Origin of the sequence: Clostridium sp. Marseille-P3244, assembly GCF_900120155.1 — a bacterium.
In the GTDB taxonomy this organism is placed as follows: domain Bacteria; phylum Bacillota; class Clostridia; order Lachnospirales; family Lachnospiraceae; genus Mediterraneibacter.
The window spans coordinates 113,766-136,927 of the sequence record NZ_LT635549.1 but is presented as its reverse complement, the minus strand read 5'-3'; the positions used below and the strand labels follow the sequence as shown (position 1 = coordinate 136,927).

The following is a 23,162-nucleotide window of genomic DNA, read 5'->3' as shown; positions in this document are numbered from 1 at the left end:
TAGACCCGTTGTTCCGGGGGTGATATAGTGTAGCCATGAGAAAGGCAGGGAGCAAGTATGACGATAAAAGAAGCAAGTGAGCGTTACCAGATTCCGCTGGAAGTATTAAGAGAATATGAAAGCTGGGGGCTGTGTGGTACAGTGAAGACTGTCATGGGCGCATGGCAGTATGATGATCAGGATCTGGAGCGTTTAAGTCTGATCATGACTCTCCATGATATCGGATTTCAAAATGATGAAGTAGAGGAATATATGAGGCTTCTTCTGGAAGGAGAGGATACAGAAAAACAGCGGATGGAAATGCTGAACAAGCGCAGGGGAATCGCTCTGGACGAAATCCATTTCAGGGAAAAGCAGCTGGACAGGCTGGACTATTTAAGATTTAAGATCCAGAATGAAAAGACGGGAGACAGGACATGAAGAGGAAACAGAAATTAAAAATCGGGGTGGATATCCTTTTGACAGTGGCGCTCCTGCTGCTTATGTCTTTTGAGATGGTAGGAGACGCGGCCCACGAGTGGATCGGGATGGGAATGTTTATTCTTTTTATTATCCATCATATTCTGAACCGGAAATGGACCGGGAATATCGGGAAAGGGAAGTATTCCCTGTTCCGGTCTGTGCAGACCGCGCTGGTAATACTGATCTTACTTTGTATGGCCGGATCCATGGTCAGCGGCGTTATTTTGTCCCGGCATGTATTCAGGTTCCTGGATATCAGAGGGCTGAGCGGTCTTGCCAGGACGATCCATATGATCAGCGCCTACTGGGGATTTACGCTGATGTCTCTGCATCTTGGCCTGCACTGGGGTGTTATGACAGGAATAGCAGGGAAAATGTATGGGAAGCCCTCCGCGGCGCGGAGGCTGGCCGCACAGTTGTCAGGTTTTGTGATCGCCGGATATGGATTTTATGCGTTTATAAAACGGGATCTGTTAAGTTATATGTTCCTGAGGATGCATTTTGTGTTTTTTGATTTTACGGAACCACTCATATTTTTTCTTCTGGATTATGCCACGGTGATGGGATTTTTTGTTTTCGCGGGCCATTATCTGCGAAAAGGTATGATAAGGGCAAAAAGCCGTGAAAATCGAGGGAAATAAGTATTTACTTGGAGGTTTTTACTGGCTAACAAAAGGAAAATTCTCAGACGTTTATTTTTCAGATATACTGAACGTGTAACAGAGAAAGATTACTATTCTGATGTGAAGGGAGAATGATGATAATGAAAGTAAAAAAAATATTGTCCATGATTTTAGTCGGCGCGGCGGCAATGAGTCTTATGGCGGGATGTGGATCTGATCAGGAAAGCGGGCAGGCAGATACAGCCGCAGGGAGCAGCAATGTGCTTGTGGTCTACTATTCTGCGACAGGAAATACAGAAGAAGTAGCCAATATCATTGCGGATACAACAGGAGGAGACCTTTTTGAGCTGGAACCTGCGGAGCCGTATACGGACGCAGATCTTGACTGGACAGATGAAAACAGCCGTGTGACCCAGGAACATGAAGATGAGAGTCTGAGGGATGTGGAACTGGTATCAACAACAGTAGATAACTGGGAATCCTACGACACCGTGTTCATCGGATATCCGATCTGGTGGGGAATCGCCGCGTGGCCGGTGGACAGTTTTGTAGAGAATAATGATTTCTCAGGCAAGACAGTGATCCCATTCTGTACATCAGCTTCTTCCAGCATAGGGGACAGCGGAAATCTTCTGGAAGAGATGGCAGGAACCGGGGAATGGCAGGAAGGCGAAAGGTTCCGTTCCGGAGCTGACGAGGCCGATGTACAGGCATGGATCGAAGGACTGAACTTATAAACAGAGGAAGAACAGTTAAAAAAATGGAACAAACATTACATCCGGCGGTTCTGCAGGCATTGGAGCAGGTGAACCGTGTGATTTTGGGAAAAAGGGAACAGATAAAAGAAATCATGACCACATTTCTGGCAAATGGGCATGTTCTTCTGGAAGATATTCCGGGTGTGGGTAAGACAACTCTTGCCATGGCATTTTCAAGGGTGATGCAGCTTGGTTATAAAAGGATCCAGTTTACACCGGATGTCCTTCCTTCAGATCTGACCGGATTCTCGGTCTACCGCAGGGAAGAAGAAAAGTTTGTCAATCAGCCGGGAAGCGTTTTCTGCAATCTGCTCCTAGCGGATGAGATTAACAGGACTTCACCGAAGACCCAGTCAGCGCTTCTGGAAGTAATGGAGGAGAGAAAAGTGACTGTGGACGGGGTGACAAGGGAAGTGCCTGAGCCCTTCCTTGTTATAGCGACCCAGAATCCGGCGGGGACCGCCGGCACACAATATCTTCCCGAAGCGCAGATGGATCGGTTTATGATCAGTATGAGCCTGGGATATCCGGATTACGAGAGCGAACTTGCCATGGCAAAAGGCATTGGCCCCGAAGAAAACTACAAAAAGATCCGGCCCGTGCTCACAGGAAATATGCTGCTTGGGATACAGAGAGAAATCTATCAGGTCTATATGAAAGATGCGATCTACGATTATATTCTGGACCTGGTACGCGCAACCCGGGGCCGCTCAGATATTGAGAGGGGCGCAAGCCCCAGGGCCACGATCGCGCTGGTAAAAATGGCGAAGGCATGGGCATGGATGGAAGGAAGAGATTATGTCACGCCCGGTGATGTAAGCAGCCAGTTCTCTTATGTGGCCTCACACAGGATCCTTCTGTCAGGATCAGCCGGAATGGAAGGAAAAACAAAAAAGCAGATACTGGGAGAGATCCTGGACTCTGTTAAGATGCCACCGATGGGGGAGGAACGCAGATGATGAAATTTGCCTTTCTCCTCCTGCTTTTTCTGGTCTATTACATCGCAGGAATGTATGAAAGCCCGGCATTGATGGTAGTCTTCCTGACCCAGCTTTTGCTCATGGGAACCATGTTGTTTCTGTCCTTTTATCTGAAAAAACATCTGAAAGTTTTTTTCACGAAAAACGTAGTATGGGCAGAAAGAGAGCGGGATTTTCAGTGGGAATTAAGCGCAGACAACAGCGGAAAACTTCCTGTGGGTAAATTTATGCTGGAATTTAAAATATTCCGGCAGGGGGAAAAGTCAGGGAAAAGAAAAAAGGTAAAAGGAAACTGTGACCTTGGAGTGCATGGTCTTATTCTGGAGGACAGGATCAGGCATTGTGGAATATATGCATACCGGATGGAACGATTGAGAGTATTTGATTATCTGTCTTTGTTTTCCGGAAAAACAAAGCCTGGAGGAGAGATGGAGATTGTGGTATTTCCTTCGAAATACAGGATGAAGATAGAGACAGAAACTGCCTTTGAAGGGAGTGGACAGGAATACCGCCAGGATTCCTTTTTCCCCGGCAGCGGGTATGATGAGATCCGGCAGATCCGGGAATACCGGGACGGGGATTCCATCCGGCATATACACTGGAACCAGACTGCCAGAACCGGACAGCTATGGGTGAAAGAATATGAGGAAGAGACAAAAGGACAGGCAAGACTGTTCCTCGATCTGTACGCCGGGGAGAATGCGCTGGCCCCTGATGAGGATGATTTTTATACGCTTTTATATGCGCTGGTAACAGGACTTCTTCGGACGCTTCCTTCTGTTCTCGTCAGCTGGAGAAAGAAGGAGTCTCTGGGAATAACTGAGGTGGAAGTCCAGGATGATATTCAGTGCAGGAATCTGATCTGTCTGCTCTATCAGACTTTAGATCTCTGCGGAGACGAAAGAGAAAACAGGGATAAAGAAGAAAACAGATTCAGACAGGGAGATATTTCTTCGGGTCAGGTGATGCGGCTTACCCCGGATCTGTCGTGGTATAAGGGAAACCGTCTGATATTCCGGTTTTCCAGGGAGAATCTTGAGGAAGAGCTGGCGGACAGATCATTCCGGATATAGACAGGAGAAAGGATTATGGATCAGACAGGGCACAAAATGACAGGAAAAAGCACAGTCAGAGACAAGAGGTCAGCACTGGAACTGGCAGTTCTGTTTGCGGGGATCTGCGGCCTTCTCCTTGTCATCCGTCCGATCCCGCATGTATTTTTCCGTGAAGGAGTGGTCTTCCCGGTGATCCTTGCGGTCTGTTTCAGCATGTATATATTGTTTGGTATCCGCAGGAAATGGCTCTTTATAGAAATTGCAGTTCTTTTTATGGCGTGCGGTGTCTTAGCAGGCGTCCAAAGAGACCGGATCACAGTCCAAATATCTGCCTTGATGGCAGGTCTGACAGAGGCAGGGGTACAGAATGAAGAGAATATTACATTATTGATTGTGCTGGCAGGGACAGTAATTTCTGTCTGCTTTTTTATCCTGGACATGGTCTGGAAATGCCATTGGCTGCCGTACCTGACCATTACAGTGATTATGGCGGGAGCTCCGGTTTTTGGCCTTCATATAGGTGCAGCTCCGACGCTTCTCGGACTGGTATTTCAGATTTTGTTCTGGGTGATGCATATGGCGGACAGACCGGTGTTTCGCCGAAGCTTTGTAGAAAACAGACGAGGGGAAAAGAGCCGGCATCCGGAAGAGAGCCGGAAATGGTCCCTGCCGGTCAGGTGCAGTGTCCTCATGGGTGGAGTTCTGGCTGTGCTGGTCTGTGTTTCCATAGTTATAACCGCGCTCTGGGGTTCCGGACTGTCAGAACTTGTCTACAGTGGGGAAGGGGTTGTCTCCCGGAGCGTGCAGAGGATGACAGGAAGGGCCCGGCAGTCTGTCTCAGATGGTCATGTAAGCGGTGGGAATAATTACCGGACAGGGGAATCCCAGCTGCAGCTGACTCTCCTGCAGCAGCCGGAGGATACTTTGTATCTGAAAGGATTTACGGGAGGAGAGTACACAGGAGGTGACTGGGAGCCTGTAGATGAGGCACCCCTGTTCCATGAAATGGCTCTGTCCATGAACTGGGAGACATGGGAGTACTGGATCAGTGGTCTGTATTATAATCTGTATTATTCTATGAATATGGCATCAGCAGGAGAAGATGTGGAACCTGGAACAATGTTCGTACGCCATCTTGACGAGTCCTACGGTACCCTGTATATGCCATACTACAGCAGCTGGATCGACCGGACCAGCGCTCAATCTGTTCGTCCCGGGTACGGATTTAATTTTTATGATGAGAGTGAAATGAATATCAACTGGGATAATGTACCGGAGGACTTTCGTACCGTGAGGGACTGGTATCAACAGATCCAGACGGCGTATATGCAGGTGATCACCGATGCCTATACTGTGGTCCCTGAGGAGCTTCTGCCAAGACTGACAGAACTGTGCCGGGACAGATACGGCGATCCCGTCGATGAAGTTACTGCCTTTATCATTGCCGCTCTCAGGGAGAATGCCTCCTATACTCTGACTCCGGGGAGAGCTCCTTTGAATGAGGATGTTGTAGAATATTATCTGTTTGACAATCATGAAGGTTTCTGTGTGCATTTTGCTTCGGCGGCAACACTGATGTACCGGCTTTGCGGAATCCCGGCACGATATGTGTCCGGATACGCCGTTCCTCCGTCTGATTTTGTGCAGAGAGAGGACGGCATGTGGACAGCGGAAGTGACGGATGAGTATGCGCATGCATGGACGGAGATCTTTCTGGAAGACTATGGATGGGTCCCTGTTGAAGTTACTCCTGCGTCGGACGGAAGTTATGATGTATCTTATCCGGGCCTGGATTCCGAGGCTCTTGCAACCTCTCTGTCTGAAATATCTCTGGATATAGAACTGCCCGGCAATTCGGGCGAAGCAGCTGTTACGCAGACAGAGCAGAGGGGGCAGGGTACAGGCGGAGCCTGGGATTTTTTCCCGGAGATCGATCTGGACAGATATCATGAGCTGATCATAGTGATCATAACGGTTGTCGTGGAGACCTTGATTTTACTGCCGCTGTTTCTGGATTATCGAAAACTTCGGATAAGAAGAAAAACAGAGCAGATGAAATGCCGGGAAATTTTCGCCGTATTTATACGTATGCTTCATACAGCAGGTTATCTGTCCGGATATGACGGGACAGAGGTAGATTTTCCGGAGAAACTTTCGGAAGAACTGCCCTGTGTGGAAAGGCAGGAGGCAGTCAGGCTGACAGAGACAGTAAGGCGGGCGGCCTATGGGCCGGAGGGATCTTCAGAGGCGGAGGATGAATTCGTGCGCGGTATCTGTTTCCGTGTAGAAGCGTGGATCAGATCCAGGAAGAAACGGAGAACATAAGTGTTCCAAATTAACCGATTAATTCAGTGCTTTTATAGAGTTCTGCCAGAAAATAGTTCCATCAGCAGGCTGGGAGGTAAAAATGAAATGAATATTATGGAAGCGATCAGGGCACGCCACAGCGTGCGGCAATATAAGGACAGACCGCTGGAGGACAGTGTGAAAGAAAGGCTGGCTCAGGAAATCGATGCCTGCAACAGGGAAAGCGGGCTACATATCCAGCTCATTACAGATGAGCCCGAAGCATTCAGCGGATTTATGGCACATTATGGCAAGTTTTCGGGAGTGACAGATTATATCGCGATGATCGGGAAAAAGAGGAGTGATCTTGAAGAGCTGTGCCGGACAGAGGGAACAATGCCCGGCTGGTTCCGCGAAGGAGTGGAGGCAGCGCAGCTTGCGCCGACGGCCATGAATCAGCAGAAATTTTGTTTTTCTTTAAAAGACGATGAAGTGACTGTTACGACAAAACGGGGATTTTATACCAAAATGGATCTGGGGATTGTAAGATATCATTTTGAGGCAGTTACGGGGAGGAAGACCAGACGCGGATGAAAGCGTCAGAGTTGCAAAAATTTATCTGTGTATCTGTTGACAATAAAGATATAAGTATTATAATGAGTGTGCCTGATCAAAGAAAGATATTTGAAAAGATACCATTTAATTTTATAAGATCATCTGAGGACCTGCAGCCGCAGCTGTCAGGGTCAGAGAAGATGTCGGGTGCGCCCGGTTATTTGGAAAGATAACCGGGCGCGCTCTTTTTTTATTCAGGAAGGCGAGGATGGAAGACGATGGAGAATATACAGAAGATCCGATTACTGAAAGACAGGCTGAACCGCCTGGAAACAAACGACAGAAATAATTACGGCATCTGTCAAAAGATCCGGCGTGAGATCGAAAGTCTCAGAAAAGCCACACAGGATCAGGGTGACTGATACCAATCCAACCGATCAGGCGTATATTCGAAAAAAACAGGAGGATATTTTATGAATACGAAAGCTGTAATCAACAGAACGAACAACGGGCAGCCTGTGGGAACAGATAAGACCGGCACTCTCCATTTTTTAGATTTATTAAGATTTCGTTCAGAAACAGTTAAGGTCTGTACGTGATAATAAAATCCATCAAAGGCGGAAACAAGATGATAACAAATGACTGACGCAGAGCCTTTGAAATTTTATTTTGAGAAAGAGAGGATATAAAACATGCAGACAAGAGTAACAGTAAATAAGAAGAAAAAAGGATTTTTGAAGAGAGGACTGATTCTGGCAATGATTGCGGTCATGGCAGTATCGGCAACGGCCTGTGGAGGAAAAGACAGTAAAAAATCTGACAGCTCATCAAGCAGCGCCAGTACCCGCGGCAGTACATCAGGCAGCAAGAGTTCTTCCAACACAGAAACGTCCGGAAAGAAGTCAGGCAGCAAGAGTTCTTCCAACACAGGAACGTCCGGAAAGAAGTCAGGCAGCAAGAGTTCTTCTAACAAGGAGGCATCCGGAAAGAAGTCAGGCAGCAGTACTTCCTCCAGGAAAGCAGCAAACTAAAACAGTACAGTTTATTATACGGTGAAAGAAACAACAGGGTGTGATCTTCAAAAGAGACTGCACCCGTTCCGTTGTGTATAAAAATTGTAAAATGGCTTTTGGGCCGGTTTTACTGAAAGTATGGTGATTTATGGAAAAAATTTTGATGATTGAGGACGATAAAGACATCAGAGAGGGGGTCAGGATCCTTCTGGAGGGTGAAGGATATTCTGTGTCGGAGGCGGAGAATGGAAGAAAAGGCCTGGAACTTCTCGCGGAAGAACCGGATCTGGTTATTCTGGACGTAATGATGCCGGGGATGTCGGGGCTTAAGACCTGCGAGGAGATCCGGAAAATTTCTTATGTACCGGTTCTGTTCCTGACAGCAAGGTCGCAGGAATCTGACAAGTTGATCGGGCTGATGGCCGGGGGAGATGACTATCTGCCCAAACCCTTTACTTATTCTGAACTGCTGGGGCGGGTCAAGGCGCTGGTCAGACGATGGAAGGTGTACCGGGGCAAGGAAGAACCAGAGGGTGATCCGAAGGAAAAGCAGATTGAGCTGGCGGGGATACGGGTCAATGTAGATTTCAACGAAGTGCATGTAAGAGGAAATGTTGTTGAACTGTCGGATTTAGAGTATCACATCCTCCTTCTGCTGATGAAGTATCCGGGAAAAATATTTTCTGCCCAGAATCTGTATGAAAGTATCTGGAATGAACCGTATTTTTATAACTGCAACTCAACGGTGATGGTGCATATCCGCAGACTCCGGGTAAAGATCGAAGAAGATCCCCAAGACCCGAAGCTTATTGTAACTGTGTGGGGAAAGGGGTACCGGTTTGGCGAACGTTAGATCAAAACTGCATTCTCTGTATTTTGAACTGGCGGGGCTTGTGCTTGCCGCAGTAGTGATCTCGGGAGTTTTTTTTGTCCTGATCAATCAGACGGGAATCCTTGTCATCTCAGAGCGGTTTTCGGACAGTGATTATATCCGGAAACTGAGTACAGAATCTATCGAAAAGCTTCAGGCCTATATTGATGAAAATCAGGTGGCGTCAAATGATTCTGAAAAGCTGACAGAATGGGTCAGAAAACAGAAGATCCTGTCAATCCAGGTGTATAAAGATGGGATCCTTACTTATGATTCCAATTATCCTGACGCTCCCGTGGAAGATGCCGAAGCAGAGGGGGAATATTATGAGTGGGAGGATTATTATACGGCAGAATTTACGGACGGAAACGCGGATGTGTTTCTGTATGGATTTTTTTCCTATCCGTTCTACAGCTATGCCCTTATACTGGAGATCCTGCTGTCCGTACTTCTTCTGATCACGATCGTGATACTTGGAATCCGCAGGAGAGTCAGGTATATCGGAAAACTGAAAGATGAGTGCGAGATCCTGGGGAGTGGGAATCTGGACTACCGGGTCACCATACAGGGAAAAGATGAACTTGCCCTGCTGGCCGCGGGCATGGACAGCATGCGCAGAGCCCTCAGAGAGAGCAATGGCAAGGAAGCGGAACTGATGCTTGCCAACCACAGGATGATAACAGAAATGTCTCATGATCTGCGCACACCTCTTACCTCCCTTCTGATCTATACGGAAATCCTTGAGAAAAAGAAAATCAGGGATACGGGACAACTGCAGGAGTATATACAGAAGATCAGAAAAAAAGCGCAGCAGATCAAACGTCTGTCCGATAATATTTTCGAATATGCGCTGGTCACGGAAAAAACAGAAACAGAACCGGGGGAGCCGGAGACGCTTTGGGAAGCTTTTCATGATCCGCTGTCAGAGATGACAGCATATCTGGAGGAGAGGGAGTATATGATCCAGACAGATATAGATAAGGACGAAAGGAAGGTTTGCGTGAATCAGGAGTTTATAAACAGGATCCTGGACAATCTGGTCTCCAATATTATAAAGTATGCGGACAGGAAGGCTCCGGTAAAAATAGGTACGGTATATACAGATGTATCCGGAGGACTGAAATTTCAGAACAGGGTCTGTGATGATGCGGAAGATAAGAAGAGGACAGAAGGGAGTACAAATATCGGGCTGCACAATGTCAGAAACATGATGCGGAGCATGAACGGGTCGTGCGCTGCGCAGCAGAACGGAGAGATGTTTGAGATCATACTGATGTTTCCGTGGAACGACAGAAAAACAGATGAAACATGCCATGGAGAGGCATAAAAAACTAAAAAAATATGTTGACAATAAAGATATAAGTATTATAATAGGGGATGCTTGCTCGGAGGCGAATCATTCGGAAGAAATGATAAGCCGGATAAGGCACAGGCTGGAATGCCTGCACCTTATCCGGCTTTTTTATTTTGTTTACAAGGAGGCAGTTACCATGGATTTTCTGAATAGCAGGATCAAAACAATCTATTTTAAGTACCTGGCGGCAGCCTTTGGAAGTGCGCTGATCACCTCGATCTATTCGATCGTCGATATGGCGATGGTAGGACAGTACCATGGGCCGGACGGGTCTGCGGCTCTGGCGGTGGTGAACCCGGTCTGGAACATCATATACAGTCTGGGTCTCCTTATGGGAATCGGGGGTTCTGTTCTTTTCAGTGCCATGAGAGGAAAATCTGAAGGGAAAGAAGACCGCTCAAACGAATATTTTACGGCCTCTGTGATCGGAGCAGTCATTCTGGCCGTGATCGTCTGGATCGTGATCGGTCTTTTTGACAGGCAGCTTCTGATCGCTTTCGGGGCAAAAGAGAATCTGCTTCCTCTGGCGAGAGAATATGTACAGCCGATCAAACCTGCAATACCGCTCTTCCTGTTTAACCAGATGCTGGCGGCGTATTTGAGAAACGACAAGAACCCGGGCCTGGCCACGGCGGCCGTGCTGTCCGGCGGTATTTTTAACATATTCGGGGATTATTTCTTTGTCTTTACATGTGATATGGGAGCTTTTGGAGCGGGGCTGGCCACGGCCATCGGATCAGGGATCACCTTTCTCGTGATGCTGTCCCATTTTTTTACAAAGAAGAATACTCTGCGGTTGATGAGGCCGCGGCGGCTCTCTGTGAAACTCAGAGAGATCAGCGTGACCGGATTTTCTACATTCTTTATCGATGTGGCAATGGGGATCCTTACGATCCTGTTTAACAGACAGATCGTAAAATATCTGGGCACCGACGCGCTGGCAGTGTACGGGGTTATCGTGAATATCAGTTCCTTTGTACAGTGCTGTGCCTACAGCGTGGGACAGGCGGCTCAGCCGATCATCTCCACCAATTTTGGCGCCGGTCACGGCGGGAGGATCCGGGAGGCTCTGAAATTTGCTCTGGGGACCGCGGCGTTTTTCAGCATCTTCTGGACGGCCCTCAGCCTGGCAGTGCCTAATGTATATGTCAGGGTCTTTATGTCGCCGACGGAAGAGATCCTGCGGATCGCGCCCGGGATCATAAGATGTTACGCTGTCTCATTCCTGCTGCTGCCGTTGAATATATTTTCTACTTATTACTTTCAGGCAATGCTCAAACCCAAGGCGGCGTTCATCGTTTCGGTGGGTAGAGGATTTGTGATCAGCGGCATCTTTATATACTTCCTCCCGGTTATTGCCGGAGCGGACTCGATCTGGTTTGCCATGGTGTTCACAGAAGTGATCGTGGCAGTATATGTGGTAAACAGAATGCTTAAATATACGGGAAAATCAGAAGACACAGATTGTACTAAAAAAAATACAATATTCATCAAAAACTACTTGAAATAAATTCCACCATCAGATATACTAATAGGGCTGTGACATGATAGCTGTGAAGCGTGAGGTTGCTGCCCAGCGAAGAAATAAGCGAAGGCAGGTTTTCCGTGGAGCGAATGTCAAGTTAGGAAACTGGCGACAAGTCACTGTACGAATCACAACAGTATCCCGTTTTTGTGTGCGGTACAATACCGCGGCAGGAGTTGAAAAGCGGGAGCGCCGTGTATGTTTCTCACGACACACACGGGAGAGTGTACAGTCACCGCTTGTCGTACTGAAGTTAAAAGTACGAAAAGGAGGCGACTTTTTTTATGGCAAGTCAAGTAATGAGAATCACACTGAAAGCGTATGATCACCAGCTGGTGGATGCATCCGCAAAGAAAATCATCGAAACTGTAAAGAAGAATGGCTCACAGGTGAGCGGACCGGTGCCGCTGCCGACAAAGAAAGAGGTAGTGACCATCTTAAGAGCGGTACACAAGTACAAAGACTCCAGAGAGCAGTTCGAACAGAGGACTCATAAAAGACTGATCGATATCATCACGCCGACACAGAAGACTGTGGACGCGCTTTCCAGACTGGAAATGCCGGCAGGTGTGTACATTGATATCAAGATGAAAAATAAGTAAGGTGAACATCCACTAACAGTAACGATCCTAACATTTAGGATGAGCGCGAGATGCGCTCCGCTGTAAATCACAGGAGGTATTAATAATGAAGAAAGCTATTTTGGCTACAAAGGTTGGCATGACTCAGATCTTCAACAACGAAGACGGAGTTCTGATTCCAGTAACGGTGCTGCAGGCAGGTCCGTGTGTGGTGACACAGATCAAGACTGTTGAGAATGACGGGTACAATGCAGTTCAGGTCGGATTTGTTGACAAGAAAGAAAAGATTGTCACAAAAGACGGAAGCGGAAGAAAGCAGGTTGCGCACAGAAACGGTGTGACAAAAGCTGAGAAAGGCCACTTTGACAAAGCAGGCGTATCCGGAAAAAGATATGTAAAAGAGTTCAGATTTGACAATGCAGAGGAATATGCTCTGGCTCAGGAGATCAAGGCTGACATCTTCGCGGAAGGCGATCACATCGATGCGACGGCAATCTCCAAAGGTAAAGGTTTCCAGGGCGCGATCAAGCGTCACGGACAGAGCAGAGGACCTATGACACACGGTTCCAAGTTCCATCGTCACGCTGGTTCTAACGGCGCTGCATCTGATCCGAGCAAGGTGTTCAAGGGCAAGAAGATGCCTGGACAGATGGGTAACAAGAAGATCACAGTTCAGAATCTTGAGGTTGTAAGAGTTGACGCAGAGAACAACCTTCTTCTTGTAAAGGGATCTGTACCGGGACCGAAGAAGTGCCTCGTAACGATCAAAGAATCCGTTAAGGGCTGCTAAGGGTGACAATAAGAAAGGAGGAACACACAGATGGCAAAAGTATCTGTTTACAATATCGAAGGTAAAGAAGTTGATACCATCGAACTGAATGATGCTGTATTCGGTGTTGAGGTAAACGAGCACCTGGTACACATGGCAGTTGTAAATCAGCTTGCAAACAATCGTCAGGGAACACAGAAAGCGAAGACACGTTCTGAAGTTTCCGGCGGCGGAAGAAAACCGTGGAGGCAAAAAGGAACAGGCCATGCAAGGCAGGGTTCAACAAGAGCTCCGCAGTGGACAGGCGGCGGTGTAGTATTCGCTCCGGTTCCGAGAGACTACTCTTTCAAGATGAACAGAAAAGAGAAGAGAGCGGCTCTCAAGTCTGCGCTTACTTCCAGAGTAGAAGAGAACAAGTTTATCGTAGTTGACGAGCTGAAATTTGATGAGATCAAGACAAAGAACGTGCAGAATGTCCTGAACAATCTGAAGGTGAGCAAAGCGCTTGTCGTTCTGGAAGACGGAAACGCGAACGCAGAGATCTCCGCAAAGAACATCCCGGACGTGAAGACGGCCCGCACAAACACGATCAACGTATATGACATCCTGAAATACAACACAGTTATCGCGACGAAAGCTGCTGTTGCTGCAATCGAGGAGGTGTACGCATAATGGCAAACATTCAGTATTATGATGTGATCCTGAAACCGGTCATCACAGAGAAGAGTATGGATCTGATGGCTGACAAGAAATATACATTCCTTGTACACACAGAGGCTACAAAGAATCAGATCAAAGAAGCTGTTGAAAAAATGTTCGACGGAACAAAGGTAAAGAGCGTCAACACAATGAATCTTGAGGGAAAGAACAAGAGACGTGGTATGACATTCGGAAAGACAGCTAAGACAAAGAAAGCGATCGTACAGCTTACAGAAGACAGCAAAGATATCGAGATTTTTGAGGGGTTATAAGACTTGCCGAAGGCAAGCGTCAGCGCAGGCTGAGGCTTAGTCGGACCCCGTTCGGGGAGCTTAGCGAGGTCTTATCGAGCTTAGCGAGCCGGACTGTAAGCCGATTGATGAAATAGTAACAGATAAACAGAGCACCCTCGAGGCAAAAGCCTCTCGGTCGCGTTACACGCTCAGATAATTTCATATAATCCTGCTCATGCAAGCATGGCAGTCTTATCTGAAATCATCCTCACTCTGTTTATCCCGGATATACGGTGCAATTCCGTGAAATGAATAATTAGAGCTAACGAAAGGAGAGAAAGTAATGGGAATCAAAACATATAACCCATATACACCTTCCAGAAGACAGATGACAGGTTCTGATTTCTCTGAGATTACAAAGACAACTCCTGAGAAATCCCTCCTGGATTCCAAGAAAAGACAGGCCGGCCGCAACGCGCAGGGCAAGATTACTGTAAGACACCGTGGCGGCGGAGCAAAAAAGAAATATAGAATTGTAGACTTTAAGAGAAAGAAGGACGGCATTCCGGCCAAGGTTATCGGGATCGAGTACGATCCGAACAGAAGCGCCAACATCGCCCTGATCTGCTACGCGGATGGTGAGAAGGCATACATCCTGGCTCCGGAAGGCCTGAAAGACGGCATGACTGTTATGAACGGCGCGGACGCGGAAGTAAGAGTAGGGAACTGCCTGCCGCTTTCCCAGATCCCGGTTGGTACGCAGATCCACAACATTGAGCTTTATCCCGGAAAGGGCGGACAGCTTGTGCGAAGCGCGGGAAACAGCGCGCAGCTCATGGCGAAAGAAGGAAAATACGCGACACTGAGACTTCCGTCAGGTGAAATGAGAATGGTTCCGATCATCTGCCGCGCATCAGTTGGTGTGGTAGGAAACGGGGAGCACAATCTGATCAATGTCGGTAAAGCAGGACGTAAGCGTCACATGGGTATCAGACCTACAGTCCGCGGTTCTGTCATGAACCCGAATGACCATCCGCACGGTGGTGGTGAAGGAAAGACCGGTATCGGCCGTCCGGGTCCGTGTACACCGTGGGGTAAACCGGCACTTGGCCTTAAGACCCGCAAGAAGAATAAATCTTCCAACAAGCTGATTGTAAGAAGAAGAGATGGCAGAGCGATTAAATAATCAGATTCACAAGGAGGTTAGAACCTATGGCTCGTTCACTTAAAAAAGGACCATTTGCAGACGAAAGCTTGCTGAAAAAAGTAGACGCTATGAATGCATCAGGTGATAAATCAGTTATTAAGACATGGTCACGCCGTTCTACGATCTTCCCGTCATTTGTAGGCCATACATTCGCCGTACACGACGGAAGGAGACATGTGCCGGTATATGTTACTGAGGACATGGTAGGACACAAGCTCGGTGAGTTCGTTGCTACAAGAACTTACAGAGGGCATGGAAAAGACGAGAAAAAATCAAAAGTCAAATAAGATTCTTATATTTTGAAAGGAGGGTACATCCATGGCAAGAGGACACAGATCCCAGATCAAGAGAGAGAGAAACGAGCAGAGAGATACAAGACCTTCAGCCAAGATCTCTTACGCAAGAGTATCTGTTCAGAAGGCGTGCTTTGTTCTTGATGCCATCAGAGGCAAGGATGTAACAACAGCACTCGGAATCCTGGCGTACAATCCGAGATATGCTTCTACAGTGATAGAGAAACTGCTGAAGTCAGCGATCGCCAACGCTGAAAACAACAATGGCATGAATGCTGCAAACCTCTACATTGAGGAGTGCTACGCAAACAAAGGACCGACAATGAAGAGAATCAGACCGAGAGCACAGGGCAGGGCTTACAGGATCGAGAAGAGAATGAGCCACATAACGATCGTGCTGAATGAAAGATAGGAGGGCATTATGGGACAGAAAGTAAATCCTCATGGCTTGAGAGTCGGCGTTATCAAAGACTGGGATTCCAAATGGTACGCAGAGAAAGATTTCGCTGACAACCTGGTTGAAGACCACAAGATCAGAACATTTTTAAAGAAGAGATTATACAGCGCCGGAATCTCCAGGATCGAGATCGAGAGAGCTTCCGACCGCGTGAAGATCGTTGTATATACAGCCAAGCCGGGCGTTGTCATCGGCAAGGGCGGTTCCGAGATCGAGAAGGTGAAGGCTGAGCTTACAAAGTTCACTGACAAGAAGCTTATCGTTGACATCAAAGAGATCAAGAGACCGGATAAGGACGCGCAGCTCGTGGCTGAGAACATTGCCCAGCAGCTTGAGAACCGTATCTCTTTCCGCCGCGCGATGAAGTCCTGTATGTCAAGGACAATGAAGGCAGGCGCACTCGGTGTTAAGACTTCCGTTTCCGGGCGTCTCGGTGGAGCTGATATGGCGCGTACAGAGTTCTACAGCGAGGGTACAATTCCGCTGCAGACTTTAAGAGCTGACATTGATTATGGTTTCGCAGAAGCTGACACAACTTACGGAAAAGTCGGTGTAAAGGTTTGGATTTACAAAGGCGAGGTTCTTCCGACTAAAGCAGATAAGGAAGGGAGAGATAAATAATGTTAATGCCAAAAAGAGTAAAACGTCGTAAACAGTTCCGTGGCACCATGAAGGGCAAGGCCCTCAGAGGTAACACGATCGCATATGGTGAGTACGGCATCATCGCTACAGAGCCGTGCTGGATCCGTTCCAACCAGATCGAGGCAGCCCGTGTTGCCATGACACGTTACATCAAGCGTGGCGGTAAGGTTTGGATCAAGATTTTCCCCGACAAGCCGATCACTGCAAAACCGGCTGAGACCCGTATGGGTAGCGGTAAAGGTACAGTGGAGTACTGGGCAGCAGTTGTGAAGCCGGGCCGTGTAATGTTTGAGATTGCAGGAGTACCAGAGGAAACAGCTAGAGAGGCACTTCGACTTGCAATGCATAAGTTACCTTGCAAATGCAAAATTGTTTCTCGCGCAGACTTAGAAGGCGGTGATAACAGTGAAAACTAATACATTTGTAAAAGAATTAAGAGGAAAATCCGTAGAGGAATTAAATCAGGAATTAGTAGCTGCTAAGAAGGAACTCTTCAACTTAAGGTTCCAGAATGCCACAAACCAGTTGGACAACACAAGCAGGATCAAGGAAGTAAGGAAGAATATCGCGCGTATTCAGACTCTGATCACAGAGGCTGGGCGATAGGAAGGAGTAAGCCGTGGAAGAGAGAAATCTTAGAAAAACCCGTGTGGGCAAGGTTGTCAGCGACAAGATGGACAAAACAGTCGTCGTTGCAGTTGAGGACCATGTAAAACACCCGCTTTATAAGAAGATTGTAAAGAGAACTTACAAGCTGAAAGCTCACGATGAGAACAATGAGTGTAAGATCGGAGATACAGTAAAAGTTATGGAAACAAGGCCGCTGTCCAAGGACAAGAGATGGAGACTTGTGGAAATCATGGAGAAAGCAAAATAATTTTTGAAGGAGGTTTACCTGCATGATACAGCAAGAAAGCAGACTGAAAGTAGCAGACAACACAGGCGCGAAAGAGCTGCTGTGCATCCGTGTGCTTGGCGGTTCTACAAGAAGATATGCAAATATCGGTGATATCATCGTTGCGACTGTCAAAGATGCAACACCAGGCGGCGTTGTTAAAAAAGGAGATGTCGTGAAAGCTGTAGTTGTCCGTTCTGTAAAAGGCGCACGCCGTAAAGACGGGTCCTATATCAGATTCGATGAAAATGCTGCTGTTATTATAAAAGACGATTTGAATCCGCGTGGAACGCGTATTTTTGGACCAGTAGCCCGTGAGCTCAGAGAGAAACACTTTATGAAGATCGTTTCACTGGCTCCGGAAGTACTGTAGGAGGTGCCCAAGATGTCAACAATGAAGATTAAAAAAGGCGACACTGTAAAGGTCATCGCCGGAAAAGACAAAGACAAAGAAGGCAAAGTAATTGCCGTGAATAAAAAAGACGGTAAGGTCCTGGTCGAAGGCGTCAACATGGTGACGAAGCACACAAAACCCAGTGCGGCGAACCAGAATGGCGGTATCGTACATCAGGAAAGCTACATCGACGCGTCCAATGTTATGTATGTGCACAAAGGACAGGCGACGAGAGTCGGCTTCAAGATGGACGGTGACAAGAAGGTGCGTTTCGCCAAGAAGACCGGCGAAGTGATCGATTAATTGAGGAAGGAGGTCCAGGACTTTGAGTAGACTGAAAGAACAGTACCAGAATGAGATCATTGACGCAATGATCAAGAAATTTGGATATAAGAATATCATGGAAGTGCCGAAGCTCGACAAAGTTGTTATCAACATGGGCGTCGGCGAGGCAAAGGAAAATGCAAAGGTTTTAGAGTCCGCGGTCGCTGATATGGAGAAGATTGCAGGACAGAAAGCCGTTATTACAAGAGCGAAGAATTCCGTGGCTAACTTCAAGATCAGAGAAGGAATGCCGATCGGATGCAAAGTTACCTTAAGAGGGGAGAAAATGTATGAGTTCGTTGACCGTCTGATCAACCTCGCACTTCCCCGTGTACGTGACTTCAGAGGCGTAAACCCGAACGCGTTTGACGGAAGAGGAAACTACGCACTTGGAATCAAGGAGCAGCTGATTTTCCCTGAGATCGAGTACGATAAGATCGACAAAGTCAGAGGTATGGACGTGATCTTCGTTACAACAGCCAAGACTGATGAAGAAGCACGTGAATTATTGACACAGTTCAATATGCCGTTTGCAAAGTAAGGAGGGAAATTCATGGCAAAGACATCAATGAAAATCAAACAGCAGCGCAAGGCGAAATTCTCTACAAGAGAGTACAGCCGCTGCAGGATCTGCGGACGTCCGCACGCTTATCTGAGAAAATATGGAATCTGCCGTATCTGCTTCCGTGAACTGGCATACAAAGGACAGATCCCCGGTGTTAAAAAAGCAAGTTGGTAGGCCGAAAGCACTTAATGAGTGCAAGCTGAAGGCGCCGCACGAATTTAGTGCGAGGTCGTTCTTGGAGCCTGGCGAGGTATTTTCGAGCCCGGCGAGAAGAACTTCCTTGACAGCGCGGGCAGCTTAGGCGCACGGAACTGGTCCGGCCCCGGAAAAGTACACACATTTACTGCCGGCCCGGAACATCCCCAACCTCAGCATGATTATAAACTGAGAAAAATATAGGAGGAAACAACACATGACTATGAGCGATCCGATTGCAGATATGCTTACAAGAATTCGTAACGCAAATACTGCAAAACATGATACAGTAGATGTACCGGCATCCAAGATGAAGATTGCTATCGCAAACATCCTGCTGGATGAAGGATATATCGCAAAATATGACCTTGTAGAAGACGGACATTTCCAGACGATCCATATCACGCTGAAATACGGCGCTGACAAGAATGAGAAGGTAATCTCCGGTCTCAAGAGAATCTCCAAGCCGGGCCTGCGTGTTTACGCAAACTCGGAAGATATCCCGAAAGTGCTCGGAGGCCTTGGCACAGCGATCATCTCCACCAACAAAGGTGTGGTGACAGACAAAGAAGCAAGAAAACTGGGCGTAGGCGGAGAAGTATTGTGCTTCGTTTGGTAGGCCGAAAGCAACTTAATGAACCGGAGCTGTAAAGCGAACGGTGAATTTAGTGCGAGGCCGTTCTTTGAGATTGGCAAGGGCAAGCTGTAGGCGAAGCCCGAGCTTAGCGAAAAGAACTTCCTTATAAAAGGCGCTGCGCCGACAGGCGCGAAGTAACTGAAAACAGAGCAGCCTAAAGCCGCTGCTCCGAAAATCTAAGTTAAGGAGGAAACAGGTATGTCACGTATCGGAAGACTGCCGGTTGCGATTCCCGCAGGAGTTACTGTGGAAGTTGCAGAGAACAATGTAGTGACCGTGAAAGGTCCGAAGGGAACTCTGACAAGAGAACTCCCGGTTGAGATGGAAATTAAAGTTGAAGGCGAAGAAGTAACTGTAACAAGACCGAATGATCTCAAGAAGATGAAATCTCTTCACGGCCTGACGAGAACACTGATCAACAACATGGTGGTAGGTGTAACTCAGGGTTATGAGAAAGTTCTTGAAGTAAATGGTGTTGGTTACAGAGCAGCAAAATCAGGAAATAAACTGACACTGAACCTTGGATACTCTCATCCAGTCGAGATGACGGATCCGGAAGGCATCGAGACGGTTCTGGAAGGCCAGAACAAGATCACTGTAAAAGGGATCGATAAAGAGAAAGTCGGACAGTATGCCGCAGAGATCAGAGACAAGAGGAGACCTGAGCCGTATAAGGGCAAGGGTATCAAGTATGCGGATGAAGTGATCAGACGCAAAGTCGGTAAGACTGGTAAGAAATAAATAAGGAGAGTGTGAAAATGGTTAGTAAGAAATCAAGAAGCGAAGTTCGTAGAAAAAAACACATGAAATTACGCAACCGTTTCAGCGGAACAGCAGAGAGACCACGTCTTGCTGTTTTCCGGAGCAACAATCATATGTATGCTCAGATCATTGATGACACGGTTGGAAATACACTGGTCGCAGCCTCCACTCTTCAGAAAGATGTGAAGGCAGAGCTGGAGAAGACAAACAATGTTGAGGCAGCTGCATATCTCGGCAAAGTGATCGCTGAGAAGGCAAAAGAGAAAGGCATCACGGAAGTTGTCTTTGACAGAGGCGGCTTCATTTACCAGGGTAAGATCAAGGCACTGGCAGACGCGGCAAGAGAAGCCGGGCTGAATTTCTAGGGAAGGGAGAACACAGATGAGACAGGAACGTATTGATGCTAGTCAGATGGAATTATTAGAAAAAGTAGTATCGATCAAACGTGTTACCAAAGTTGTTAAAGGTGGTCGTAACTTCCGTTTTACAGCTTTAGTTGTTGTCGGAGACGGCAACGGCCATGTTGGTGCAGGTTTGGGAAAAGCTACCGAGATCCCGGAAGCGATCCGCAAGGGAAAAGAAGACGCGATGAAGAAGATGATCACAGTGGCACTTGACAACAACGCAAGTGTGATCCACGATGTGATCGGAAAGTTCGGAAGCGCGTCCGTACTCCTTAAGAATGCTCCGGACGGTACCGGTGTGATCGCCGGAGGTCCGGCGCGTGCCGTGATCGAGATGGCGGGGATCAAGAATATCCGTACAAAATCTCTTGGTTCAAATAACAAGCAGAATGTGGTGCTCGCCACGATCGAAGGCCTGAAAGAGACAAAATCACCGGAAGATGTTGCAAGACTGCGCGGCAAGTCAATTGAGGAGATCACGGGCTAAGAGGATAGGATCTGTTTATTGAAAGATCAGATCTATCACATAAGGAGGTAAGATTGAAATGGCAAACTTGAAAGTTACGTTAGTAAAGTCTACAATCGGCGCCATACCAAAGCATAAAAAGACAGTTGAGGCTCTTGGTCTCAGAAAGACAGGCAGGACAGTCGTGCTGCCGGACAATGCGGCTACCAGAGGTATGGTGCAGCAGGTCAGACATTTGGTGAAGGTTGAAGAAGAGGCATAGAAAGATAAGGAGGTAACGTCATGGACTTATCAAACTTGAGACCGGCAGACGGGTCTAAACAGAGCGATAATTTCAGAAGAGGCCGTGGACATGGTTCAGGAAACGGCAAGACAGCCGGCAAAGGCCATAAAGGACAGAAAGCCCGTTCAGGCGGCGCAAGACCTGGATTTGAAGGTGGCCAGATGCCTTTATACAGAAGAATACCGAAGAGAGGGTTCACCTGCAGGAACTCCAAGACGATCATAGGGATCAATCTGGGGGCGCTGGAAAGATTTGAGGACGGCGCGACAGTATCTGTAGAGACACTGATCGAGAGCGGTATTGTTAAGAATCCGAGAGACGGAGTCAAAATTCTTGGGAATGGAGAGTTAACTAAGAAGCTTACAGTTCAGGCAAACGCGTTCAGCGCGAAGGCAGCTGAGAAGATTGAAGCACTTGGTGGAAAAGCAGAGGTGATCTAATGCTTAAGACAGTACGCAGAGCATTTCAGATAGAAGATATCCGAAAAAGGATCCTCTATACATTTGCAATGCTCATCGTTGTGAGGCTTGGATCACAGCTTCCGACGCCAGGGGTGGATCCAACCTTTATTCAGCAGTTTTTTGAGCAGCAGACCGGTGACGCCCTCAACTTTTTTGAGGCGTTTACCGGCGGCTCCTTTACAAATTTTTCGGTATTTGCTCTGAGCATTACGCCGTACATCACATCTTCCATTATCATGCAGCTCCTGACGATCGCTATACCGAAGCTTGAGGAGATGCAGAAGGAAGGGGAAGAGGGAAGAAAGAAGATCGCGGCTATTACGAGATATGTGACAGTCGGGCTGGCGCTGATCGAGTCTACCGCCCTCGCGGTAGGACTGGGCCGGCAGGGACTTCTTGAAGAATATAATTTCGTAAACTGCGCGATCGTAGTATGTACACTGACAGCGGGAAGCGCGTTCCTTATGTGGATCGGTGAGCGTATTACAGAGAATGGTGTTGGCAACGGAATTTCTATTGTTCTTCTGATCAATATTTTATCCCGGGTGCCCAATGATTTTGTGACACTGTATGAACAGTTCATCAGCGGCAAAAAGATCGCGCAGGCAGCGCTTGCGGCTGTTATTATCCTGGCGATCATCCTGGCGGTCGTAGTATTTGTTGTGATCCTTCAGAGCGGTGAGAGAAGGATCGCGGTACAGTACTCCAAGAAAGTGCTGGGAAGAAAGACATACGGAGGACAGTCCACGCATATTCCGCTGCGTGTGAATACAGCGGGAGTTATTCCGGTTATCTTTGCGTCGTCACTGATGCAGACTCCGATCATGATCGCCCAGTTTCTCGGAAAAGGAGATGGAAACGGAATCGGAAGCCAGATACTGGCGGGAATGAATTCCAGCAACTGGTGTGATCCGTCAAGGCCGATCTATTCGATCGGGCTGATCGTGTATATCATTCTTACCATATTTTTCGCGTATTTTTATACATCGATCACATTCAATCCGCTGGAGATCGCGAATAACATGAAGAAGAGCGGCGGTTTCATACCGGGTATCCGCCCGGGCAAGCCGACGGTTGAGTATCTCCAGAAGATCCTCAATTACATTATTTTCATAGGCGCCTGCGGGCTGGTCATCGTTCAGGTCATCCCGTTCTTCTTTAACGGTGTGTTTGGTGCCAATGTTTCCTTCGGAGGAACATCCATCATCATCATCGTGGGAGTGGTACTCGATACGATCAAGAAGATCGAGTCACAGATGCTTGTGAGAAATTATACAGGATTTTTAAATAATAAAGGAAGCAATATGACAAACAGCTTTCTTGGATATTAAATTACCATACAGCTCGCCTTGTTCTGTCCCGTTTGAAAGGGATGGGACTTAGCGGGCTCATGGTGTATCAGACGGGAGGTAA

General features: G+C 47.5%; 35 protein-coding genes. 34 read left to right on the top strand and 1 reads right to left on the bottom strand.

Annotated elements, in window-relative coordinates:
* Positions 1-57 precede the first annotated feature (57 nt).
* From BQ7367_RS02460 to BQ7367_RS14865, 9 genes are all read left to right on the top strand, one after another.
* A complete protein-coding gene (locus BQ7367_RS02460; RefSeq protein ID WP_072524053.1) occupies positions 58-420 on the top strand; it encodes a MerR family transcriptional regulator in 363 nt (120 codons plus the stop codon).
* Entirely contained in the window at positions 417-1,103 is a 687-nt protein-coding gene (locus BQ7367_RS02455; protein ID WP_072524052.1) for a DUF4405 domain-containing protein, read from the top strand. The genes BQ7367_RS02460 and BQ7367_RS02455 overlap by 4 nt, the downstream gene beginning before the upstream one ends.
* Before the next feature lie 122 nt (positions 1,104-1,225).
* The gene (locus BQ7367_RS02450; protein ID WP_072524051.1) at positions 1,226-1,822 is read left to right on the top strand and encodes a flavodoxin; all 597 of its coding nucleotides are present in this window, start codon (positions 1,226-1,228) and stop codon (positions 1,820-1,822) included.
* A gap of 23 nt (positions 1,823-1,845) precedes the next feature.
* Positions 1,846-2,802: an AAA family ATPase gene (locus tag BQ7367_RS02445; protein ID WP_072524050.1), complete on the top strand. Its 957-nt coding sequence runs from the start codon at positions 1,846-1,848 to the stop codon at positions 2,800-2,802.
* Positions 2,799-3,896, top strand: coding sequence for a DUF58 domain-containing protein (locus BQ7367_RS02440; protein ID WP_072524049.1), 1,098 nt, complete (start codon positions 2,799-2,801; stop codon positions 3,894-3,896). The genes BQ7367_RS02445 and BQ7367_RS02440 overlap by 4 nt, the downstream gene beginning before the upstream one ends.
* 15 nt (positions 3,897-3,911) lie before the next feature.
* Positions 3,912-6,203: a transglutaminase-like domain-containing protein gene (locus BQ7367_RS02435; RefSeq protein WP_072524048.1), complete on the top strand. Its 2,292-nt coding sequence runs from the start codon at positions 3,912-3,914 to the stop codon at positions 6,201-6,203.
* 87 nt (positions 6,204-6,290) lie between these two features.
* Positions 6,291-6,758 carry a nitroreductase family protein gene (locus tag BQ7367_RS02430; protein WP_072524047.1) on the top strand — a complete coding sequence of 156 codons (468 nt, stop codon included), beginning with the start codon at positions 6,291-6,293 and terminating at the stop codon, positions 6,756-6,758.
* Positions 6,759-6,997: 239 nt separating this feature from the next.
* Positions 6,998-7,141, top strand: coding sequence for a hypothetical protein (locus tag BQ7367_RS14415; protein WP_159431613.1), 144 nt, complete (start codon positions 6,998-7,000; stop codon positions 7,139-7,141).
* A 51-nt stretch (positions 7,142-7,192) separates the two neighbouring features.
* Positions 7,193-7,318 (top strand): hypothetical protein, encoded by a 126-nt coding sequence (locus tag BQ7367_RS14865; protein WP_268874763.1) that lies wholly within the window; start codon positions 7,193-7,195, stop codon positions 7,316-7,318.
* Positions 7,319-7,383: 65 nt separating this feature from the next.
* Here BQ7367_RS14865 and BQ7367_RS14280 read toward each other — a convergent pair whose 3' ends face one another.
* Positions 7,384-7,692 (bottom strand): iron-containing alcohol dehydrogenase, encoded by a 309-nt coding sequence (locus BQ7367_RS14280; protein WP_143142941.1) that lies wholly within the window; start codon positions 7,690-7,692, stop codon positions 7,384-7,386.
* Between the two features lie 188 nt (positions 7,693-7,880).
* Between BQ7367_RS14280 and BQ7367_RS02415 the strand changes: the two genes are divergently transcribed.
* The 25 genes from BQ7367_RS02415 (at position 7,881) to secY (ending at position 23,080) form a co-directional block, all read left to right on the top strand.
* On the top strand, positions 7,881-8,585 hold the full coding sequence (locus BQ7367_RS02415; protein WP_072524044.1) for a response regulator transcription factor: 705 nt from the start codon (positions 7,881-7,883) through the stop codon (positions 8,583-8,585).
* On the top strand, positions 8,572-9,930 hold the full coding sequence (locus tag BQ7367_RS02410) for a sensor histidine kinase (RefSeq protein ID WP_072524043.1): 1,359 nt from the start codon (positions 8,572-8,574) through the stop codon (positions 9,928-9,930). The genes BQ7367_RS02415 and BQ7367_RS02410 overlap by 14 nt, the downstream gene beginning before the upstream one ends.
* Before the next feature lie 163 nt (positions 9,931-10,093).
* Complete coding sequence (locus tag BQ7367_RS02405; RefSeq protein WP_072526039.1) at positions 10,094-11,467, top strand: MATE family efflux transporter; 1,374 nt, start codon at positions 10,094-10,096, stop codon at positions 11,465-11,467.
* Positions 11,468-11,766: 299 nt separating this feature from the next.
* Positions 11,767-12,084, top strand: a complete 318-nt coding sequence (gene rpsJ / locus BQ7367_RS02395) for a 30S ribosomal protein S10 (RefSeq protein WP_004607300.1) — start codon at positions 11,767-11,769, stop codon at positions 12,082-12,084.
* Between the two features lie 85 nt (positions 12,085-12,169).
* Entirely contained in the window at positions 12,170-12,853 is a 684-nt protein-coding gene (gene rplC, locus BQ7367_RS02390; protein WP_072524041.1) for a 50S ribosomal protein L3, read from the top strand.
* Between the two features lie 30 nt (positions 12,854-12,883).
* On the top strand, positions 12,884-13,504 hold the full coding sequence (rplD, locus tag BQ7367_RS02385) for a 50S ribosomal protein L4 (protein WP_072524040.1): 621 nt from the start codon (positions 12,884-12,886) through the stop codon (positions 13,502-13,504).
* The gene (rplW, locus tag BQ7367_RS02380; RefSeq protein WP_072524039.1) at positions 13,504-13,803 is read left to right on the top strand and encodes a 50S ribosomal protein L23; all 300 of its coding nucleotides are present in this window, start codon (positions 13,504-13,506) and stop codon (positions 13,801-13,803) included. The genes rplD and rplW overlap by 1 nt, the downstream gene beginning before the upstream one ends.
* 304 nt (positions 13,804-14,107) lie before the next feature.
* Positions 14,108-14,950 carry a 50S ribosomal protein L2 gene (gene rplB / locus BQ7367_RS02375; protein ID WP_072524038.1) on the top strand — a complete coding sequence of 281 codons (843 nt, stop codon included), beginning with the start codon at positions 14,108-14,110 and terminating at the stop codon, positions 14,948-14,950.
* Between the two features lie 26 nt (positions 14,951-14,976).
* A complete protein-coding gene (gene rpsS / locus BQ7367_RS02370; RefSeq protein WP_072524037.1) occupies positions 14,977-15,258 on the top strand; it encodes a 30S ribosomal protein S19 in 282 nt (93 codons plus the stop codon).
* A gap of 31 nt (positions 15,259-15,289) precedes the next feature.
* Positions 15,290-15,676, top strand: a complete 387-nt coding sequence (rplV, locus tag BQ7367_RS02365) for a 50S ribosomal protein L22 (protein WP_072524036.1) — start codon at positions 15,290-15,292, stop codon at positions 15,674-15,676.
* Positions 15,677-15,685: 9 nt separating this feature from the next.
* Positions 15,686-16,342, top strand: a complete 657-nt coding sequence (gene rpsC / locus BQ7367_RS02360; RefSeq protein ID WP_072524035.1) for a 30S ribosomal protein S3 — start codon at positions 15,686-15,688, stop codon at positions 16,340-16,342.
* Positions 16,342-16,779 carry a 50S ribosomal protein L16 gene (gene rplP / locus BQ7367_RS02355; RefSeq protein WP_072524034.1) on the top strand — a complete coding sequence of 146 codons (438 nt, stop codon included), beginning with the start codon at positions 16,342-16,344 and terminating at the stop codon, positions 16,777-16,779. The genes rpsC and rplP overlap by 1 nt, the downstream gene beginning before the upstream one ends.
* Positions 16,760-16,969, top strand: coding sequence for a 50S ribosomal protein L29 (gene rpmC, locus BQ7367_RS02350; RefSeq protein WP_442855334.1), 210 nt, complete (start codon positions 16,760-16,762; stop codon positions 16,967-16,969). The genes rplP and rpmC overlap by 20 nt, the downstream gene beginning before the upstream one ends.
* Before the next feature lie 13 nt (positions 16,970-16,982).
* Entirely contained in the window at positions 16,983-17,240 is a 258-nt protein-coding gene (rpsQ, locus tag BQ7367_RS02345; protein ID WP_072524032.1) for a 30S ribosomal protein S17, read from the top strand.
* A gap of 22 nt (positions 17,241-17,262) precedes the next feature.
* On the top strand, positions 17,263-17,631 hold the full coding sequence (gene rplN, locus BQ7367_RS02340; protein WP_072524031.1) for a 50S ribosomal protein L14: 369 nt from the start codon (positions 17,263-17,265) through the stop codon (positions 17,629-17,631).
* A gap of 12 nt (positions 17,632-17,643) precedes the next feature.
* A complete protein-coding gene (gene rplX, locus BQ7367_RS02335) occupies positions 17,644-17,955 on the top strand; it encodes a 50S ribosomal protein L24 (RefSeq protein ID WP_072524030.1) in 312 nt (103 codons plus the stop codon).
* A 22-nt stretch (positions 17,956-17,977) separates the two neighbouring features.
* Positions 17,978-18,517, top strand: a complete 540-nt coding sequence (gene rplE, locus BQ7367_RS02330) for a 50S ribosomal protein L5 (protein ID WP_072524029.1) — start codon at positions 17,978-17,980, stop codon at positions 18,515-18,517.
* Between the two features lie 12 nt (positions 18,518-18,529).
* A complete protein-coding gene (locus BQ7367_RS02325) occupies positions 18,530-18,715 on the top strand; it encodes a type Z 30S ribosomal protein S14 (protein ID WP_059067910.1) in 186 nt (61 codons plus the stop codon).
* A gap of 238 nt (positions 18,716-18,953) precedes the next feature.
* Positions 18,954-19,355, top strand: coding sequence for a 30S ribosomal protein S8 (gene rpsH, locus BQ7367_RS02320; RefSeq protein ID WP_072524028.1), 402 nt, complete (start codon positions 18,954-18,956; stop codon positions 19,353-19,355).
* Positions 19,356-19,571: 216 nt separating this feature from the next.
* Positions 19,572-20,114 carry a 50S ribosomal protein L6 gene (rplF, locus tag BQ7367_RS02315; RefSeq protein WP_072524027.1) on the top strand — a complete coding sequence of 181 codons (543 nt, stop codon included), beginning with the start codon at positions 19,572-19,574 and terminating at the stop codon, positions 20,112-20,114.
* A gap of 17 nt (positions 20,115-20,131) precedes the next feature.
* Entirely contained in the window at positions 20,132-20,500 is a 369-nt protein-coding gene (gene rplR, locus BQ7367_RS02310; RefSeq protein ID WP_072524026.1) for a 50S ribosomal protein L18, read from the top strand.
* Positions 20,501-20,516: 16 nt separating this feature from the next.
* Positions 20,517-21,026 (top strand): 30S ribosomal protein S5, encoded by a 510-nt coding sequence (rpsE, locus tag BQ7367_RS02305; RefSeq protein ID WP_072524025.1) that lies wholly within the window; start codon positions 20,517-20,519, stop codon positions 21,024-21,026.
* A 58-nt stretch (positions 21,027-21,084) separates the two neighbouring features.
* Entirely contained in the window at positions 21,085-21,267 is a 183-nt protein-coding gene (rpmD, locus tag BQ7367_RS02300; RefSeq protein ID WP_072524024.1) for a 50S ribosomal protein L30, read from the top strand.
* A gap of 20 nt (positions 21,268-21,287) precedes the next feature.
* On the top strand, positions 21,288-21,728 hold the full coding sequence (gene rplO / locus BQ7367_RS02295; protein WP_072524023.1) for a 50S ribosomal protein L15: 441 nt from the start codon (positions 21,288-21,290) through the stop codon (positions 21,726-21,728).
* The gene (gene secY / locus BQ7367_RS02290) at positions 21,728-23,080 is read left to right on the top strand and encodes a preprotein translocase subunit SecY (RefSeq protein WP_072524022.1); all 1,353 of its coding nucleotides are present in this window, start codon (positions 21,728-21,730) and stop codon (positions 23,078-23,080) included. The genes rplO and secY overlap by 1 nt, the downstream gene beginning before the upstream one ends.
* Positions 23,081-23,162: the final 82 nt, after the last annotated feature.

What these genes read in the sequence shown, in the direction of transcription:
- BQ7367_RS02460 (WP_072524053.1), top strand. Translation starts at nt 58, where the DNA reads ATGACGATAAAAGAAGCAAGTGAGCGTTACCAGATTCCGCTGGAAGTA.
- BQ7367_RS02455 (WP_072524052.1), top strand. Translation starts at nt 417, where the DNA reads ATGAAGAGGAAACAGAAATTAAAAATCGGGGTGGATATCCTTTTGACA.
- BQ7367_RS02450 (WP_072524051.1), top strand. Translation starts at nt 1,226, where the DNA reads ATGAAAGTAAAAAAAATATTGTCCATGATTTTAGTCGGCGCGGCGGCA.
- BQ7367_RS02445 (WP_072524050.1), top strand. Translation starts at nt 1,846, where the DNA reads ATGGAACAAACATTACATCCGGCGGTTCTGCAGGCATTGGAGCAGGTG.
- BQ7367_RS02440 (WP_072524049.1), top strand. Translation starts at nt 2,799, where the DNA reads ATGATGAAATTTGCCTTTCTCCTCCTGCTTTTTCTGGTCTATTACATC.
- BQ7367_RS02435 (WP_072524048.1), top strand. Translation starts at nt 3,912, where the DNA reads ATGGATCAGACAGGGCACAAAATGACAGGAAAAAGCACAGTCAGAGAC.
- BQ7367_RS02430 (WP_072524047.1), top strand. Translation starts at nt 6,291, where the DNA reads ATGAATATTATGGAAGCGATCAGGGCACGCCACAGCGTGCGGCAATAT.
- BQ7367_RS14415 (WP_159431613.1), top strand. Translation starts at nt 6,998, where the DNA reads ATGGAGAATATACAGAAGATCCGATTACTGAAAGACAGGCTGAACCGC.
- BQ7367_RS14865 (WP_268874763.1), top strand. Translation starts at nt 7,193, where the DNA reads ATGAATACGAAAGCTGTAATCAACAGAACGAACAACGGGCAGCCTGTG.
- BQ7367_RS02415 (WP_072524044.1), top strand. Translation starts at nt 7,881, where the DNA reads ATGGAAAAAATTTTGATGATTGAGGACGATAAAGACATCAGAGAGGGG.
- BQ7367_RS02405 (WP_072526039.1), top strand. Translation starts at nt 10,094, where the DNA reads ATGGATTTTCTGAATAGCAGGATCAAAACAATCTATTTTAAGTACCTG.
- rpsJ (WP_004607300.1), top strand. Translation starts at nt 11,767, where the DNA reads ATGGCAAGTCAAGTAATGAGAATCACACTGAAAGCGTATGATCACCAG.
- rplC (WP_072524041.1), top strand. Translation starts at nt 12,170, where the DNA reads ATGAAGAAAGCTATTTTGGCTACAAAGGTTGGCATGACTCAGATCTTC.
- rplD (WP_072524040.1), top strand. Translation starts at nt 12,884, where the DNA reads ATGGCAAAAGTATCTGTTTACAATATCGAAGGTAAAGAAGTTGATACC.
- rplW (WP_072524039.1), top strand. Translation starts at nt 13,504, where the DNA reads ATGGCAAACATTCAGTATTATGATGTGATCCTGAAACCGGTCATCACA.
- rplB (WP_072524038.1), top strand. Translation starts at nt 14,108, where the DNA reads ATGGGAATCAAAACATATAACCCATATACACCTTCCAGAAGACAGATG.
- rpsS (WP_072524037.1), top strand. Translation starts at nt 14,977, where the DNA reads ATGGCTCGTTCACTTAAAAAAGGACCATTTGCAGACGAAAGCTTGCTG.
- rplV (WP_072524036.1), top strand. Translation starts at nt 15,290, where the DNA reads ATGGCAAGAGGACACAGATCCCAGATCAAGAGAGAGAGAAACGAGCAG.
- rpsC (WP_072524035.1), top strand. Translation starts at nt 15,686, where the DNA reads ATGGGACAGAAAGTAAATCCTCATGGCTTGAGAGTCGGCGTTATCAAA.
- rplP (WP_072524034.1), top strand. Translation starts at nt 16,342, where the DNA reads ATGTTAATGCCAAAAAGAGTAAAACGTCGTAAACAGTTCCGTGGCACC.
- rplN (WP_072524031.1), top strand. Translation starts at nt 17,263, where the DNA reads ATGATACAGCAAGAAAGCAGACTGAAAGTAGCAGACAACACAGGCGCG.
- rplX (WP_072524030.1), top strand. Translation starts at nt 17,644, where the DNA reads ATGTCAACAATGAAGATTAAAAAAGGCGACACTGTAAAGGTCATCGCC.
- BQ7367_RS02325 (WP_059067910.1), top strand. Translation starts at nt 18,530, where the DNA reads ATGGCAAAGACATCAATGAAAATCAAACAGCAGCGCAAGGCGAAATTC.
- rpsH (WP_072524028.1), top strand. Translation starts at nt 18,954, where the DNA reads ATGACTATGAGCGATCCGATTGCAGATATGCTTACAAGAATTCGTAAC.
- rplF (WP_072524027.1), top strand. Translation starts at nt 19,572, where the DNA reads ATGTCACGTATCGGAAGACTGCCGGTTGCGATTCCCGCAGGAGTTACT.
- rplR (WP_072524026.1), top strand. Translation starts at nt 20,132, where the DNA reads ATGGTTAGTAAGAAATCAAGAAGCGAAGTTCGTAGAAAAAAACACATG.
- rpsE (WP_072524025.1), top strand. Translation starts at nt 20,517, where the DNA reads ATGAGACAGGAACGTATTGATGCTAGTCAGATGGAATTATTAGAAAAA.
- rpmD (WP_072524024.1), top strand. Translation starts at nt 21,085, where the DNA reads ATGGCAAACTTGAAAGTTACGTTAGTAAAGTCTACAATCGGCGCCATA.
- rplO (WP_072524023.1), top strand. Translation starts at nt 21,288, where the DNA reads ATGGACTTATCAAACTTGAGACCGGCAGACGGGTCTAAACAGAGCGAT.
- secY (WP_072524022.1), top strand. Translation starts at nt 21,728, where the DNA reads ATGCTTAAGACAGTACGCAGAGCATTTCAGATAGAAGATATCCGAAAA.